Origin of the sequence: Paenibacillus aceris, assembly GCF_017874035.1 — a bacterium.
GTDB lineage: Bacteria > Bacillota > Bacilli > Paenibacillales > NBRC-103111 > Paenibacillus_E > Paenibacillus_E aceris.
Genome location: NZ_JAGGKV010000010.1, coordinates 155,729 through 170,130, shown reverse-complemented (window position 1 = coordinate 170,130; position 14,402 = coordinate 155,729). Strand labels below are relative to the sequence as shown.

At 50.5% G+C, this 14,402-nt stretch carries 17 protein-coding genes; 13 read left to right on the top strand and 4 right to left on the bottom strand.

The window, feature by feature from the left end; translation table 11 throughout:
- The first annotated feature begins 2 nt into the window (after nt 1-2).
- The 3 genes from J2Z65_RS35350 to J2Z65_RS19430 all read left to right on the top strand — a co-directional run bounded on the left by J2Z65_RS35350 (nt 3) and on the right by J2Z65_RS19430 (nt 1,277).
- A complete protein-coding gene (locus tag J2Z65_RS35350) occupies nt 3-206 on the top strand; it encodes a YiaA/YiaB family inner membrane protein (protein ID WP_275690997.1) in 204 nt (67 codons plus the stop codon).
- A gap of 92 nt (nt 207-298) precedes the next feature.
- Nucleotides 299-778, top strand: a complete 480-nt coding sequence (locus tag J2Z65_RS19435; protein WP_167053004.1) for a CBO0543 family protein — start codon at nt 299-301, stop codon at nt 776-778.
- Between the two features lie 10 nt (nt 779-788).
- Nucleotides 789-1,277, top strand: coding sequence for a CBO0543 family protein (locus tag J2Z65_RS19430; RefSeq protein WP_167053002.1), 489 nt, complete (start codon nt 789-791; stop codon nt 1,275-1,277).
- 149 nt (nt 1,278-1,426) lie between these two features.
- On the opposite strand, the gene xylA is transcribed toward J2Z65_RS19430, so the two are convergent.
- Nucleotides 1,427-2,746, bottom strand: coding sequence for a xylose isomerase (xylA, locus tag J2Z65_RS19425; RefSeq protein ID WP_167053000.1), 1,320 nt, complete (start codon nt 2,744-2,746; stop codon nt 1,427-1,429).
- A 167-nt stretch (nt 2,747-2,913) separates the two neighbouring features.
- Between xylA and J2Z65_RS19420 the strand changes: the two genes are divergently transcribed.
- The 3 genes from J2Z65_RS19420 (at nt 2,914) to J2Z65_RS19410 (ending at nt 5,271) form a co-directional block, all read left to right on the top strand.
- Nucleotides 2,914-4,089 (top strand): ROK family transcriptional regulator, encoded by a 1,176-nt coding sequence (locus J2Z65_RS19420; protein WP_167052998.1) that lies wholly within the window; start codon nt 2,914-2,916, stop codon nt 4,087-4,089.
- A gap of 114 nt (nt 4,090-4,203) precedes the next feature.
- The gene (locus tag J2Z65_RS19415; RefSeq protein WP_167052996.1) at nt 4,204-4,704 is read left to right on the top strand and encodes a hypothetical protein; all 501 of its coding nucleotides are present in this window, start codon (nt 4,204-4,206) and stop codon (nt 4,702-4,704) included.
- A gap of 60 nt (nt 4,705-4,764) precedes the next feature.
- On the top strand, nt 4,765-5,271 hold the full coding sequence (locus J2Z65_RS19410) for a Crp/Fnr family transcriptional regulator (protein WP_167052994.1): 507 nt from the start codon (nt 4,765-4,767) through the stop codon (nt 5,269-5,271).
- Nucleotides 5,272-5,273: 2 nt separating this feature from the next.
- Here J2Z65_RS19410 and hmpA read toward each other — a convergent pair whose 3' ends face one another.
- A complete protein-coding gene (gene hmpA / locus J2Z65_RS19405) occupies nt 5,274-6,488 on the bottom strand; it encodes an NO-inducible flavohemoprotein (protein WP_167052992.1) in 1,215 nt (404 codons plus the stop codon).
- A gap of 282 nt (nt 6,489-6,770) precedes the next feature.
- The gene (locus J2Z65_RS35900; protein ID WP_338111551.1) at nt 6,771-7,097 is read right to left on the bottom strand and encodes a hypothetical protein; all 327 of its coding nucleotides are present in this window, start codon (nt 7,095-7,097) and stop codon (nt 6,771-6,773) included.
- Between the two features lie 153 nt (nt 7,098-7,250).
- Here J2Z65_RS35900 and J2Z65_RS19400 point away from each other — a divergent pair, with 153 nt between their 5' ends.
- Together J2Z65_RS19400 and J2Z65_RS19395 are read left to right on the top strand one after the other, a co-directional pair.
- Nucleotides 7,251-8,627, top strand: a complete 1,377-nt coding sequence (locus tag J2Z65_RS19400) for a dihydroorotate dehydrogenase (RefSeq protein ID WP_240159504.1) — start codon at nt 7,251-7,253, stop codon at nt 8,625-8,627.
- Between the two features lie 21 nt (nt 8,628-8,648).
- Nucleotides 8,649-9,380, top strand: coding sequence for a metallophosphoesterase family protein (locus J2Z65_RS19395; protein ID WP_167052987.1), 732 nt, complete (start codon nt 8,649-8,651; stop codon nt 9,378-9,380).
- Nucleotides 9,381-9,595: 215 nt separating this feature from the next.
- On the opposite strand, the gene J2Z65_RS19390 is transcribed toward J2Z65_RS19395, so the two are convergent.
- Entirely contained in the window at nt 9,596-10,231 is a 636-nt protein-coding gene (locus J2Z65_RS19390) for an FMN-dependent NADH-azoreductase (RefSeq protein WP_167052985.1), read from the bottom strand.
- A gap of 269 nt (nt 10,232-10,500) precedes the next feature.
- Here J2Z65_RS19390 and J2Z65_RS19385 point away from each other — a divergent pair, with 269 nt between their 5' ends.
- The 5 genes from J2Z65_RS19385 to J2Z65_RS19365 all read left to right on the top strand — a co-directional run bounded on the left by J2Z65_RS19385 (nt 10,501) and on the right by J2Z65_RS19365 (nt 14,379).
- The gene (locus J2Z65_RS19385) at nt 10,501-11,535 is read left to right on the top strand and encodes an agmatine deiminase family protein (protein WP_167052983.1); all 1,035 of its coding nucleotides are present in this window, start codon (nt 10,501-10,503) and stop codon (nt 11,533-11,535) included.
- A 6-nt stretch (nt 11,536-11,541) separates the two neighbouring features.
- Nucleotides 11,542-12,417, top strand: coding sequence for an N-carbamoylputrescine amidase (aguB, locus tag J2Z65_RS19380; protein ID WP_167052982.1), 876 nt, complete (start codon nt 11,542-11,544; stop codon nt 12,415-12,417).
- 3 nt (nt 12,418-12,420) lie between these two features.
- The gene (locus J2Z65_RS19375; protein ID WP_167052980.1) at nt 12,421-13,041 is read left to right on the top strand and encodes a LysE/ArgO family amino acid transporter; all 621 of its coding nucleotides are present in this window, start codon (nt 12,421-12,423) and stop codon (nt 13,039-13,041) included.
- A 523-nt stretch (nt 13,042-13,564) separates the two neighbouring features.
- Nucleotides 13,565-13,900, top strand: coding sequence for a hypothetical protein (locus tag J2Z65_RS19370; RefSeq protein WP_167052978.1), 336 nt, complete (start codon nt 13,565-13,567; stop codon nt 13,898-13,900).
- A gap of 53 nt (nt 13,901-13,953) precedes the next feature.
- The gene (locus J2Z65_RS19365; RefSeq protein WP_167052976.1) at nt 13,954-14,379 is read left to right on the top strand and encodes a YkvA family protein; all 426 of its coding nucleotides are present in this window, start codon (nt 13,954-13,956) and stop codon (nt 14,377-14,379) included.
- Nucleotides 14,380-14,402 lie beyond the last annotated feature (23 nt).

Genomic DNA, 14,402 nt, shown 5'->3' with positions numbered 1-14,402 from the left:
TCTTGGCCTGGAGTTCTTTCGCGCTTGCGCTGCTAGGTATGTTCATCGGCATTATTAATTTAGAACAGCTGCTTTCCGTAAAAGGGTATTACGCCGTAACCGCCTTATTTCTCACCATGTCTTCTTTTGTGCTCCAAAAAACCGTTCGTGACAATAACGACGATGCACCGCTGCATCCTGCGGAAAAAAATGTTGAAGAGCTGTAAGTTGAGGCTCTTCTTTTCTTATTTCAGGGATAAATGGAAGCAATTCGGGCATATTGGGAATTAGGACATTTTTTGTAGAAAGGCTGAGAACTATGACAGTGGAACGAGTTATTTTGATCGTGATTTGGGTTGTTTGTATCGTTCTCATACCGGTCATGATACCGAAGCATCGAACTCGGGAAGCTGTGCTATTATTCCTATTCACCCAAATGATCACCTGGATCATGAGTTTGCTGTTGGTCGAGTGGAAGGCCATTGAAAATCCGATCCGCGAATTTCCTTCGGCCTCCGGAAGCAACTTCACCAATAACTATATCTTTTTTCCGTTGATCTCAACGTTGTTCGCTCTATACTATCCAGGTCAGAAGTCTGTTGCGATCAGGACTTTTTATCAAGTTCGGATCGTCTTACTGGCAGGGATCTATTTGATATTGATTTCTAGATACACGCAAATCCTGCATTATATTCATTTCAATATATTCTTACACATGATTCTCTTATGGATTGTCTTAAATGTGGTAAGGACATATGCGTCATGGTTTTTTCAAAGGAAGATACAGAAGGAAGGGTAGAACGACGGTTATGAATGTCAAGGTAGACCATATGATTATCTTAGCCGTGTGGGCGATTTCCGTCATTGGAATGCTCCTTGTGCCCAAACGCAACCGTCGTAAAGCGCAGGTTGCTTTTCTATTTCAACAGTTTTTGAGCTGGATCCTGGGACTTATCGTTGTGCAAAACAACTGGCTGGAATATCCGGTAAGAGAGCTTCGTTACAATTATTCCAGCCTGACGTTTGAATTTATCGGCTACCCGATTATTGCCGTTTATTTGAATATTTACTATCCGAAGGTGAAAAAAGGGTGGACCCGCTTTCTCTTTGTGCTGTCGTTTCCCGCAGCGATTACTCTGATTGAAATTTTGCTCGAAACGCGCACCCAACTGATTAAATATCATACTTGGAGCTGGTATTGGACGTTTATCAGCATATTCACGACTTTGCTGCTTTCACTTTTGTTTAATCGTTGGTTTTTTCGGAGCGGCGCTGAGGGCTCCCAGCAGGAAGTTTAGCTAGTGCGGTAATGCTCGATCGCGCCGCCGCGCCCCCTGTCCCATTCGCTCCATCTGCGAGCAGACAAAAAAGACTGTCCAGCAGGTCATTGCTGACCTTCTAGACAGTCTCATTTTATGTCCCGTTAGCGGGGAGGGCATGCAAACAATTAAGAGTTAATCAGGTACTGATTAACCGTAGCCTTAATCAATTCCAAACGGCCGGATTGGTTCACGATATTGTGGCTGTTTTCAAGCGCATAAGCTTCAAGTGTTTTGAAGTTTGCTTTGCCGGACACGATATCCGCGCCGATGCCGGATTTGAAGGAAGCGTAGCGTGTATCGAGAATGTTGTCGAATACACGGTCTTCGATCATTTTGGCAGCGACTTGCAAGCCGCGTGCAAAGGAGTCCATCCCAGCGATGTGGGCGTACACCACGTCAATTGGCTCGAAGGACGTGCGGCGAACTTTGGCGTCAAAGTTCACGCCGCCGCTGCCGATCCCGCCTTCGTTAAGCAGAATTTCGTACATCGCGAGTGTCGTCGAGTACAGGTCTGTAGGGAACTCGTCGGTATCCCAGCCGAGCAGCAGGTCACCTTGGTTCGCATCGATCGAACCAAGAACACCGTTGATGCGGGCAACACGAAGCTCGTGCTCGAACGTGTGACCAGCAAGCGTAGCATGGTTAGCTTCCAGGTTTAATTTGAAATACGGAAGCAGGTCGTATTTTTGCAAGAAAGAAAGCGTTGTTGCCGCATCGAAGTCGTATTGGTGCTTGGAAGGCTCTTTCGGCTTAGGCTCGATCAGGAATTGACCTGTGTAGCCAATTTCTTTGGCATAATCTACCGCCATGTGCAGGAAGCGGGCAAGGTTGTCGAGTTCCAGGCCAAGATCGGTGTTTAGCAGCGTTTCATAGCCTTCGCGGCCGCCCCAGAAAACGTAGTTTTCAGAGCCAAGTTCTTTCGCATGATCCAAAGCTTTCTTCACTTGCGCAGCAGCGTAAGCAAAAACGTCAGCGTTATTCGTTGTAGCAGCGCCATGCACGAAACGTGGGTTCGTGAACATATTTGCAGTGTTCCACAACAATTTTTTGCCGGTAGCTTGCATTTTGTCTTTGATCAGAGCAACGATTTCATCAAGGTATTGGTTCGTTTCTTGCAACGTGCTGCCTTCTGGCGCAATGTCGCGGTCATGGAAGGCAAAGTAGTCGACATCGAGAATGTGCAGAAGCTCGAAGCAAGCGTCAACGCGTGCTTTAGCAAGTTCAAGGCCGGCGTATTGATCCCAAGCGCGAATCGCCGTGCCGCTGCCGAACGGGTCGGAGCCATTAGCGGAGAAAGAGTGCCAGTAAGCGATTGCAAAACGCATATGTTCGCGCATTGTTTTACCTAGAATCACTTGGTCAGGGTTATAAAATTTAAAAGACAGCGGGTTCGTCGATGTGCGGCCTTCGTACTTAATTTGTTGGATGTTCTCAAAATAGCTCATAAATTCAGCCTCCAAAATTGGATTAATAAATGCTTATGAAGCCATCATAACATCATTCATAAAGTTTGTAAATTCATTAAACAAACTTAGTTAGTGCGTGTGGAAGTCTTTCGTGTTAAAATCAGTTCAATTACTTAAGAGAAGCTATTGGAGCGTGGGGGCTAGTTATGAAACAAACAGGCGACTTGAATTTAGTGAAGAAAATAAATAAATCCATCGTGCTCCACCATATTCGCACGGATTCGCCCATATCCCGCGCACGGATCGCGGAGATTACAGGGCTAACGAAAGCGACGGTATCCAGTCTCGTAAACGAGCTGATCGAAAGCAATCTAGTCGATGAAATCGGTGCAGGCGAGTCTAGCGGCGGACGTAAGCCAATGATGCTGCTATTCAATGGGACGGCGGGATACGCCATCGGTGTGGATCTGGGCGTTCATGATATTCTCGCAGTTTTGACTGACTTAACCGGTAAGGTGATCAGCGAAAAAAGGGTCCTGCATGACAATGCGTCTGTTGAAGCGGTCATTCAGCTCTTGAAAAAGACGATCCGCGAGCTGATCGATAGCGCGCCGGAGAGCGTCTATGGGATCATCGGCATCGGGATCGGTGTGCCAGGCATATGCGATGAGGACGGCAATCTGCTGTTTGCTCCGAATTTAGGTTGGGAGAATGTGCCGCTGCAGAAGTATATCGAGGATACGTTTAATATCCCTGTCGTCATTGATAATGAAGCCAATGCAGGAGCTGTTGGAGAGAAGCAGTTCGGCGCGGGAAAAGACACGGCGAACCTGGTGTATATCTCTATCGGGATCGGGATCGGCGCCGGCATCATCATTAAGGGGGAGCTGTACCGTGGCGCGACTGGCTTCTCCGGAGAGATCGGACACATTTCGATCCAGCATGACGGACCGAAGTGCCGCTGCGGCAGCTTAGGCTGCTGGGAACTGTATGCATCCGAGCATGCGCTGCTGGAGCAAGCCCGCCAGGAGCTGGGTGAACCTGCTCAGCTTGATACGCTGTTAATCAAAGCGGAAGCCGGAGACAAAACGGTGATCGCCCTTTTCGAGCGGCTGGGGTATTACCTCGGTGTGGGCGTCGTCAACATCATCAACGGCTATAATCCCGAGTTCATCATTCTCGGAGGCCGGTTGGCCGGTGCCGAGAAATGGCTGATGAAGCCGCTGTTGAACCTGTTGGAGAAGCGTTCCCTGCCGCATCCGCGCAAGCTGCTGAACGTGGAGTTCTCCCAGTTGAGCGACCGTTCGACCGTGCTTGGTGCCGCCTCCTTTGCGGTGGCAAAGTTTTTTGCCTCAACGACCGTCTCCGTAGACCGGAATTAACCCTGAAAATTGCAATTGACCATCCTCTTGGATCTTAGGTAAAATAAGAAAGGCTTAGTAGCAGGCTGAGGCTTGCTGCTTCTTATTACTTACCACAAAGGACGGGAACCAACGATGCTTCTGCGTTCATTCATCATTTGCTGCTACTTAATGGGAGCTTATTGGGCATCCTACCATTTTCCATCGCTGAAGATGGTTTTTTATCCGACACTAGGTGCGTTCAGCTTCCTGTTCATGCATCGCGTAGACCAAATTAAAGATGTCGGCCGAATTACAATAGGTGCTATTATTGCTGTAACAATCGGGAGTGTGATGTACAGCGTGAATCACGGCGCCGTCTCCTTTTTCCTTACGGCCATTGTTACGATCTCACTCATACAACTTTTCAAATGGAATGCAGCTCCGATTTTGGCTGTGTCGTTCGTGCCCTTTTTTGCGCATCCGACTTCAATTTGGGCTCTGCCATCGGCCGTTCTGGTTTCATTGCTTGGTCTAATGGTGTCTGTGTGGCTCATTGGGAAGGTGGAGCAGATGCCGGTCATCTCCAAATGGTCGGAGGCCCTTGCGCTGTTCCGCAGTAAAGTAACGCCAACGCCTGTCAAAAAAGAATTGTAAACAAATAAAAGCGATCAGCAGAAGAACTGCTGTCGCTTTTTCTCATAAAGGAGACCGAATATGAGGCTGCACAAAGGAGAGACGCTGTTCCGTCAAGGGGAAGCAGGAGGCCTGTTTCGACTAAAAAGCGGACTGCTCAAAATTGTCCGTGTCCACGAGGACGGCCATGCCACACTCGTCAACATTATTGTGCCGGAGGAGACGATCCCGCATCATTCTTTGATCAGTCCCAAACCTTACTATGGGACAGCCATCGCGCTTGCGGCTTGTGAAATTGAAATCATTCCGGCTGAGGAGTGGTACCGTCAATTGGAGAGCAACCCCGAGCAATACCGCAGGATTGCCGAGCAGCTGCAGGATAAGCTTAGAATGATGCAGCAGCGGATTGATCAATTGACGGAAGTGACTCCTGCTATGAAGCTTAAGAAGCTGGAGCGTTGGGTACACAGCTATCTGGGCACCACCGTTTTGACTGAGGTGTTAACGCAGGAAGAAATCGGCCAATTGATCGGGCTTCGCCGAGAGACTGTGAATCGCCTTTTGCGAGAGCAGGCCACCAAATTCTAAAGTCATAAACTTCCGGCAGGGCCGAAAAACTCATAATGCCGATCCTCTTCAGGGACCCCCCATTCGCGCAGCGCGCTGTTTACAGCCTTCATGAAGGGAACGGGACCGCAGAAATAGAAGCTGGCCGCTGGTGTAGGCACCACGCTTTGAAGCCAATCCAGATGAATGTGGCCTTCTCTATGAAAAGCATTCTCTGCCCGATCTGAGGCTGTCGGTTTATCGTAGCACCAATAAACACTCAGTGCAGGATACTGCAAGGCCAGCTCCTCGATTTGCCGCTTGAAGGCATGATGTTGGCTATTCTGAGCGGCGTGAATGAATGTCACTTGGCGCTTCGGATTAGTGGCCGCCAACGTATACAGCATGCTGACCATCGGGGTCAGTCCGACACCGCCGCTAATGAGAACGACAGGCCGGGTATCTTGCTGCTCCAGTGTGAAATCTCCGGCTGGCGCGGATAGCAGCAGTACGTCACCTTCCGTTGTCTTCTCATGCAGGAACACCGAAACCTTGCCGGCGGGGCGGTCCGCCATCAGATCCTCCCGTTTCACGGAAATCCGGTAGTGAGGCTTACCTGGCGCATCTGAGAGGCTATACTGCCGAATATGCGTATACTCGTCACCGGGAATCTCAATTTTGACACTGACATATTGCCCCGGTTCAAAAGCAGCGAGTGGAGCTCCATCCTCAGGCATAAGATAGAACGAGGTAATCACATCGCTTTCTTTCACCTTCCGAACAATTCGAAAACGTTTGAAATCCGCCCAACCGCCCTTTTGAGCTTCCGCCTGATGATACATATCCGCTTCAACTCCGATAAAAGCATCGGCAATGATGCCATAGGCTTCGCCCCATGCCTGCAAAATATCCGGTGTAGCCGCGTCACCAAGCACATCTTGTATAGCGGCAAGCAAATGCTGTCCGACAATTGGATAATGTTCTGGTTTCACCCCTAGGCTGCGATGCTTGTGTGCGATTTGTTTCACAACCGGCAAAATGGCCTCGAGCCTGTCGATATGCAGCGCAGCCGCATAAACGGCATTGGCTAGAGCCGTTTGCTGCTTGCCTTGTTTTTGATTCGCATGGTTGAAGATGTTCAGCAGTTCCGGGTGCGAGGTGAACAACATGTCGTAGAAGCGTTTCGTAATGGTTGTGCCATGTATCTCTAACACGGGAACAGTAGACTTAATGATGTCGATCGAATGTTGACTTAGCATAGAGACTCGCCTCACTTCAGAAAGTTTTGATGGTTATGAGGTAAGTATAGTAGAAGGTAAGCGCTTGGGGAGTGATTGTAATCACACGAAAAGACAACAATCTGTGTCTGTATTCATTTTCAGCCTTTTCGCGTTATACTAGAATGAAGAAATTTCCATATCATTATAAGAGACAGGAGCGCTTCGATGCCTGACTGGTCTTATCATTCGATATTTAAACCACTTTTGTTTGGTTTGCCTCCCAAGCTCGCAAGAAACCTTACCTTACAGGCGATGGGCGGCTTAAGCCGCATGCCCGGAGGAGCCTTCGTGATCAAAACGATGGGCCATTTCGAGCAGTCGGCAGTGCTCCACGACGAAATCGCGGGCGTGCAGGTCTCGTGCCCCGTCGGCTTGAGCGGCGCGCTCGATCTTCAGGGTACAGCGCACAAAGCGCTGGCGCAGCTCGGGATCGGCTTCATCGAGCTCGGCCCTGTCACGGTGCGCGAAGTGCGCTGCGACGGTCCGATCGCGCGCGTCCCCGAGCAGGAAGCCATCGTGTACCCCGATGGCTACGCTAACACAGGCGCGGATGCGATCACCGCGCGCCTGCGCAAGGGCACGGGGCATCGCCTGCCGCACTTCGTGCGGCTTCGGCCGATGCCGGGCAGCACGCCGCGCGAGGCGCTGCTTCAGCAGCAGGAGCTGCTGGAGAAGCTGGCACCGTACGCGGCGGGCTTCTACATCGATGGCCTTGCCGAAGGCTGGCCACCGGATGAAGCCATGGCGTACCTCACGGAGGTACGCCAGCTGGCAGCAGCAGCGGGCAAGCCGGCGCTGCTGTACGTGCCGCCGCAGCTGCCCGAAGGCACGCTGCGGGAACTCGCCGCCCAGCTGTCGAGCTGGAGCGGGGTCGTCGTCGGCGAAGCGCTGCGCGAGGAGGGCAGCCGCCGCGTCCGCGTTGGCGGGAGCGATGTCCTCAGCGCCCAGCTGAGCCTGGTTCGCCGGCTCCGCTCGGCAGGGGCGGCCACGATCGTTGCGGCTGGTGCTGTCAGCCAGCCACAGGATGCTCTGGAGCTATTGGCGGCTGGCGCGAATAGCGTACAGCTGCACAGCGGGCTGGTGTATGCCGGGCCTGGACTGCCTAAGCGAATTAACGAAGCGATCTTGTATGATCGCATTCGCGAGACGGAAGAGCCCCAGCCACCGTCATTTTGGGCGAATTGGGGCTGGATGAGCCTGCTCGGCTTCAGTATGATCATTGGTGGTCTACTGGCATGGCTCATTGCCGCGACCAGTGTGCTTTTGCCTTACGATGAAACCTTTCTTGGCGTAAGCCGAAGTGTCATAAATCGATTTAACGGGCATATTATACACTTCATGTCCCATGACCGTATCACCTTGGCCGGGACGATGATTTCACTCGGCATCTTTTACAGCCAGCTAGCTAAGCATGGTCTGCGCTTTGGCTTGCATTGGGCACGCACCGCACTGCTGGCTTCGTGTACGGTCGGCTTCAGCAGCTTCTTTCTTTATCTTGGCTACGGCTATTTTGATCCGCTGCATGCTACTGCTGCCGCCGTGCTGCTTCCGATGCTGCTGCTCACGCTGCGCGGTTTGAAGGACTACCCCTCACGCAAGCCGCCCGGCTTGACGAATGACATCGTCTGGCGCCGGGCTCAATGGGGGCAATGCTGCTTCGTTGTGCTTGGAATCGGTCTTGCGTTTGGAGGACTAACGATCGCTTTCGTTGGAATTACGAGCGTCTTCGTGCCGACCGACTTGGCTTATCTCGGCTTGACCGCCCGTCAGCTCGCTGAATGGAATGAGCATCTGATTCCGCTGATCGCGCATGACAGGGCGGGCTTTGGCGGGGCATTGTTTTCGCTGGCGGTCGCTATAGCGGCTTCCGCGCTCTGGGGAGTCAACCAAGGCGAAAGTTGGCTGTGGTGGACGTTTCTTTGGGGCGGTACCCCGGGCTTCGCTGCCGGGTTGCTGGTGCATTTTCATATCGGCTATACAGATTTCATTCATTTGCTTCCTGTTTATATAGCTGTGCTGCTGTATGTGGCTGGCCTGTATCTGATGCATCCTTTTCTGGTTCGAGGGGCAGGCACGGGGACGGAACGAACGAGAACGACAACAGCGGAACCATTTTAACATAAAGGCGGGTGCGGCTTGATGGAGAAAATAGCCCTTATTTCAGATATCCATGGTAATATGCCTGCATACGAAGCGGTGATGAACGATATTCAGGAGCGGAATGTAACGCAAATCATTTGTCTCGGAGACCTCGTCGGCAAGGGGCCGCATTCTGAGCAGATCGTGGACCGTGTGCGGGAAACTTGCGAGATCGTTATCCAAGGAAATTGGGATGATTTCATTGGGAACAAGGCGACAGATCCGGTTTTACTTTGGCAGCAGGAACGGTTGGGGCAAGAGCGGATGGCGTATTTGAAAGAGCTGCCGTTTTGCTGCGAATTTTGGATGAGCGGTAAGTTCGTGAGATTGTTTCATGCTTCGCCAAGAAGCGTTTATGAGCGCATCCAGCCGTGGGATTCTATGGAGAGCCGCTTGTCGATGTTCGAGTCCTCTGAAGCCTGCGGAGAGCAGCGGGAAGCGGATGTAGCGGGCTATGCCGATGTCCACAATGCTTTCCTGCAAATTCTCAAGGGCCGGATGCTGTTCAACACGGGGAGCGTTGGTAATCCGCTGGATATGACGCAAGCTTCCTATGTGTTGGTGGAAGGGCATTATGCCAGCAAGCAGCCCGGTATGTTCAATCTTCAGCATGTAAGAGTTCCTTATAACATCGAGCTTGCTGTACAGCATGCCAAAGATGAGCGGATGCCTGACGCTGAGGCTTATATTTTGGAGCTGCGGACTGGGCAGTACCGGGGGCGGAAGAAGTAGTCAAAAAAGCTAAGCAGACCCGTGTCACGGGATTGCTTGGCTTTTTCTTATGGCGTGGAGCGGTGGGCACATTGCAACGCCGCTATTCCTATGTCCGAAAGAAAAAATGTGAGGCTGGTTTTCATCCGCCAGTCTGTCTGCGCGAAAAGGTCTGTTCACCGATGGTGAAACAGACCTTTTTAAGACCTTTTTAGTACCTCGCCAGAAGCACTTCGTTAGAAGCTCTTCGCCAAATCCTTCGCACGAGCGATCGCTTCTTCTTTTATTTGCTGCGCCTTATCAGGGAACTGGTTATGTCCTTCCACAAAAATCCCCTGGAAGTCGGTAATTCCGAAGAATCCCATAATAATGCTTAAATAACGATGCCCCATTTCCATAGCTGCTGCGGGGCCCTCCGAATACACACCGCCTCGGGCTTGGATATGCAGCGCCTTTTTGCCAGGCAGCAAGCCGACAGGACCGTTTTCCGTATATTTGAACGTTTTCCCGGCTGTACACAGCGAGTCGATATAAGCTTTCATGATTGGAGGAAAGGAAAAGTTCCACATCGGTGTAACAAAAACATACTTATCCGCCGCGACAAACTGATCGGTTAATTCCCCGAGACGGGCTACTTTGGACTGTTCATCTTTGCTGAGCGAGGAAAAGTCCTGACCGCCACGTAATTTCCCCCATCCGCTGAACACATCGGCATCAATGTGCGGTACCGAAATGCTGTACAAATCGATAGGAATGACTTCATCGTTAGGATTGGCTTCTCGATAAGCATCGATAAAGGCTTTTCCTACAGCCATACTGTAAGAGGTTTGATGATCATGAGGGTGTGCGGTAATGTGTAAAATAGTTGCCAAGTTCGTCCATCCTCCCTATTGTGTGCTGCGCTTTTCAAGCCTTTTTAATGTTCATTTAACGGGAGCAAACTATACAAAGCGAATTTTGGATGGACTTTTGCCGGACATTGGAAGGACCCTGGCAGAAGATCGTTGCTAAAATTGTAAAGCTCTGTACATTGAGCGAAGGCTTCTTTTGTTATATGATGAAAGACGGTGCATTTTGGCCTCAAATTCGTATAATCAGGATCAACCCAATAAATTAATATAAAGTGAGATGGATGAAAAACATGAAACCTAAGGATTTACTCTATAAAATGCCGGCAGAATGGACAACACATAAACGTACTTTCATTTCCTGGCCTGTACAAGCTTCCATGGTGTACCCAGAGGATCATGCCGTTGTAACAAAGGGATATGCCGATTTGGCAAAAGCCATCGCTGAGTTCGAGCCAGTAACTGTGATCGTAAACCCTGCGGATGCGGAGCAAGTGAAAACGATGTTTACAGAGCCTAACGTAGATTTCCTGACAATTGAGCATAACGATGCTTGGTTCCGTGATAATGGCCCAACCTTCTTGTTGAATGAGCAGCAGGAGCTTGCCGCGGTCAATTGGAAATTCAATGCATGGGGCGGCAAATATGCCCCTTGGGATCTGGATGATAATGTGGCCCCGCAAATATTGGAGCATCATGGGGTGAAACGTTTTGACGCTCCGCTCGTGATGGAAGGCGGCTCCATTCATGTCGATGGGGAAGGCACACTTTTGACAACAGAAGAATGCTTGCTCAATACGAACCGGAATCCGGAGTTGAGTCGTTTGGAAATCGAGGAGCTCGTTAAGAACTTCGTCAATGTTGAGAAAATCATCTGGCTGAACAAAGGACTCGACGGTGACGAAACGGACGGCCATGTCGATAACATCGCATGCTTCGCCGCTCCGGGCAAAATCATCCTGCAAGTATGCAACGATCCATCGGATGCGAACTATGCGATCACACAGGAAAATCTAGAGATTCTACGCAATGCGACAGACGCAAAAGGTCGTTCCTTCGAGATTATCCAAATCGAACAGCCTCCGATTACGTTCTTTGAAGAGCAGCGTTTAACGCTAAGCTATCTGAACTTTTATTTCGTAAACGGCGGCATTATTTTGCCGGTGTTCGGCGGGACTGCGGAAGAAACGGATCGCAAAGCAGAAGAAGTGCTGAGCGCGGCGTTCCCGGATCGTAGAATCCGCAAAATCAACGGTATGTCCATTATCAAAGAGGGCGGCAACGTTCACTGCACAACGCAGCAAATGCCAGCAAGCCAGAAAGGGTGATTGATCGTGAGAAACGTAAAAGTAGCAGCAACGCAAATGAGCTGTTCCGATAACATCGAAGAAAACATTCGCAAAGCCGAGGCACTGGTTCGTCAGGCGGCCGCGAAAGGTGCGCAAATTATTTTGATTCAAGAGCTTTTCGAGACGCCTTATTTCTGCCAAAAAGAAAAGTCCGACTACTACCGCTACGCGACGGAGCTGGAGAACAACAAAGCGATCAATCATTTCCGCGAAATTGCCAAAGAGCTTGGGGTCGTTCTGCCGATTTCTTTTTATGAGAAAAAGAATTATGCACGCTACAACTCGCTAGCTGTGATTGACGCCGATGGCCAAGTGCTCGGCACTTACCGCAAAAGCCACATTCCGGACGGTCCGGGGTATGAGGAAAAGTTTTATTTTAATCCCGGCGACACCGGCTTCAAAGTGTGGAAAACACGCTACGCCAAAATCGGCGTCGGCGTTTGTTGGGATCAGTGGTACCCGGAAGCTGCGCGCGTTATGGCTCTGATGGGCGCTGAGCTGCTGTTCTATCCGACCGCAATCGGCTCAGAGCCTCAGGATGGCTCTATCGACTCGAAAGATCACTGGCAAATGTGTATGCGCGGACACGCTGCGTCGAACCTGATGCCGGTTATTGCATCGAATCGCATCGGTAAAGAAGAAGACGAGGATTCCAGCATCGACTTCTACGGATCTTCCTTCATTGCAGGCCCGCAGGGCAATATGATTGAAGAAGCAGGCCGCACGGAAGAAACGGTGCTTGTCGCCGAATTCGACCTGGATCAGCTGGAAGTTCAGCGGATCGAGTGGGGCATTTTCCGCGACCGTCGTCCGGATCTATACAAAAAAATTGCTACCTACGATGGAGACCAGGTGCTGTAAACCATGCTCATTCCATTGTTGAAAGGTATTTTACTAGGGCTCTCGATCGCAGCGCCGGTCGGGCCCATTGGTATTTTGTGCATTCGGAGAACGATCACCTTGGGGCGGTTGCATGGCTTTTTGTCAGGGCTGGGGGCAGCGACGGCTGATGCTTTCTATGGTTTTATCGCCGGTTTCGGTCTAACGCTGATTACCTCCTTTCTCTTAGATCAAAAAGTGCTCTTGCAAGCGGTCGGTGGATTATTCTTATGCTACTTGGGTGTGCAAACCTTTCGCTCCAGGCCTGCGACCGAGGCGGCTAAAGCCTCCGGCGATACGCTGTTCAAATCGTACGCGTCGACCCTAATGCTCACCATTACTAATCCGATGACCATCATGTCTTTTCTCGGCGCTTTTGCCGGTTTAGGCATGGGCGGCGCACAAACCGGTATGGCTGCGGCCATTGCTCTGGTGGTTGGCGTATTCACAGGCTCTGCCTTGTGGTGGTTGGCACTGAGCTTCGTGATCGGGATGTTGCGCGATCGTATCCATGCTTCGGTCTATCGGTGGATTAACCGGATATCGGGTGTTACATTAACCATATTTGGCCTCGTGGCCATCGTTGGGCTGCTCCTTGGGGAGTAGCCTTTTTGGTTTTGATTTGCTGTTGTAGCATCGATTAACGCAATGCAGTCTGGACGAGGTGAAGCTCAGCAAGAATTGCCTGAGTAATTCATTTGAGGGAACTATGGTCCGTTAAATATGGAATCATGCGGTTTTTATGAGTTCGCGAGGAATTACAGGGTTCTATTTCGCCGATTTCGGGTGAACCGCAACCTTGGAGGTAGAAATAAGGGAATAGGGGCTCCATAAATGCTCAAAAGTGGCAGTTTTAGCGGGAATAGCGGATTACAGTGCCCTTTATCTAACCTCCGAGCCCGAACATGGGCTAAAGTTGAGGCTGTTTCCGCCCGCAACCGCGTCCCCAACCCGCGCCCCAACCCAACCCCAGCTCCGCCCGCCTTTAGACTAGTCACCCGTAACCTTATCCCCAGTCCCCTGTGATATGGATTTAGCCGAGTGCATTTGATAGTGGTATAATTGGAATAAAATAGTGGGTGGAGCCTATTAGGAGGGGATTTGACTGAGTGCTAAGCTGCTAAGTTTCTTGTTTTGCTGCGCCTTGCTTCTTTCCGCCTGCGGTAAAAACATTGAAAAGCAAATTGAAGAGGATCTTGTAACTATTACGACGGATCCTAAGTTGCAGTTTTCCAGCAATCCATATGTTAATATTACAAATAACAAGAAATCCTATGATGATATCGTTAGACATGGAGAGCCTGCCCTTCCGTACTTGGTCCAAACTCTTAAAGCCAGTGAGAATAATGGCCTCAAAGAGTGGGTTATGGCTTATGCTTGTATGGACATTTTAGGAGAGAAAAACCCTGTCAAAGAATGGGCCACCGGCAAGGAATGGTTGAACAGCTACGAATTAGGGAAGTAAGGGTGAAGCCTTGAGCTGTCCTTTTCCACCAATTAAGAATGGAGTGATCGCGAATGGACGCTTCTAAATACCAAAAATATTTCACGCCGGACGGCTTCTGGTCCAAGTTAAAAAAAGGCGCTAAAAAAGCAGGCAGCAAGGTAATTTATAGCGGCTTGCTGCTCTTTTACGCGGTGGAAAGTCCCAAAACACCACTTCGGGTAAAGGTTCAAATCTACGGAACACTCGGGTATCTCATTCTGCCGCTAGACCTCGTGCCCGATTTGCTGCCGATTGTCGGCTATGTCGATGATTTAAGCGCGCTTGGATTAGCTCTTGCCGTCGTCGCCAAAAGCATCGACGAGGATGTGAAGCTGAAAGCAAAAAATAAGCTGCGCGATTTTCTTGGGGAGGATGCGCTAAAATCCAAGGATATCATCGACATTGACGGAAAGCTCGTGGTTGATAAAGAGAAGGACGTCGATACTGAGCGGCGGTGAAGCTGGGTGGGGAGGCCGACGCT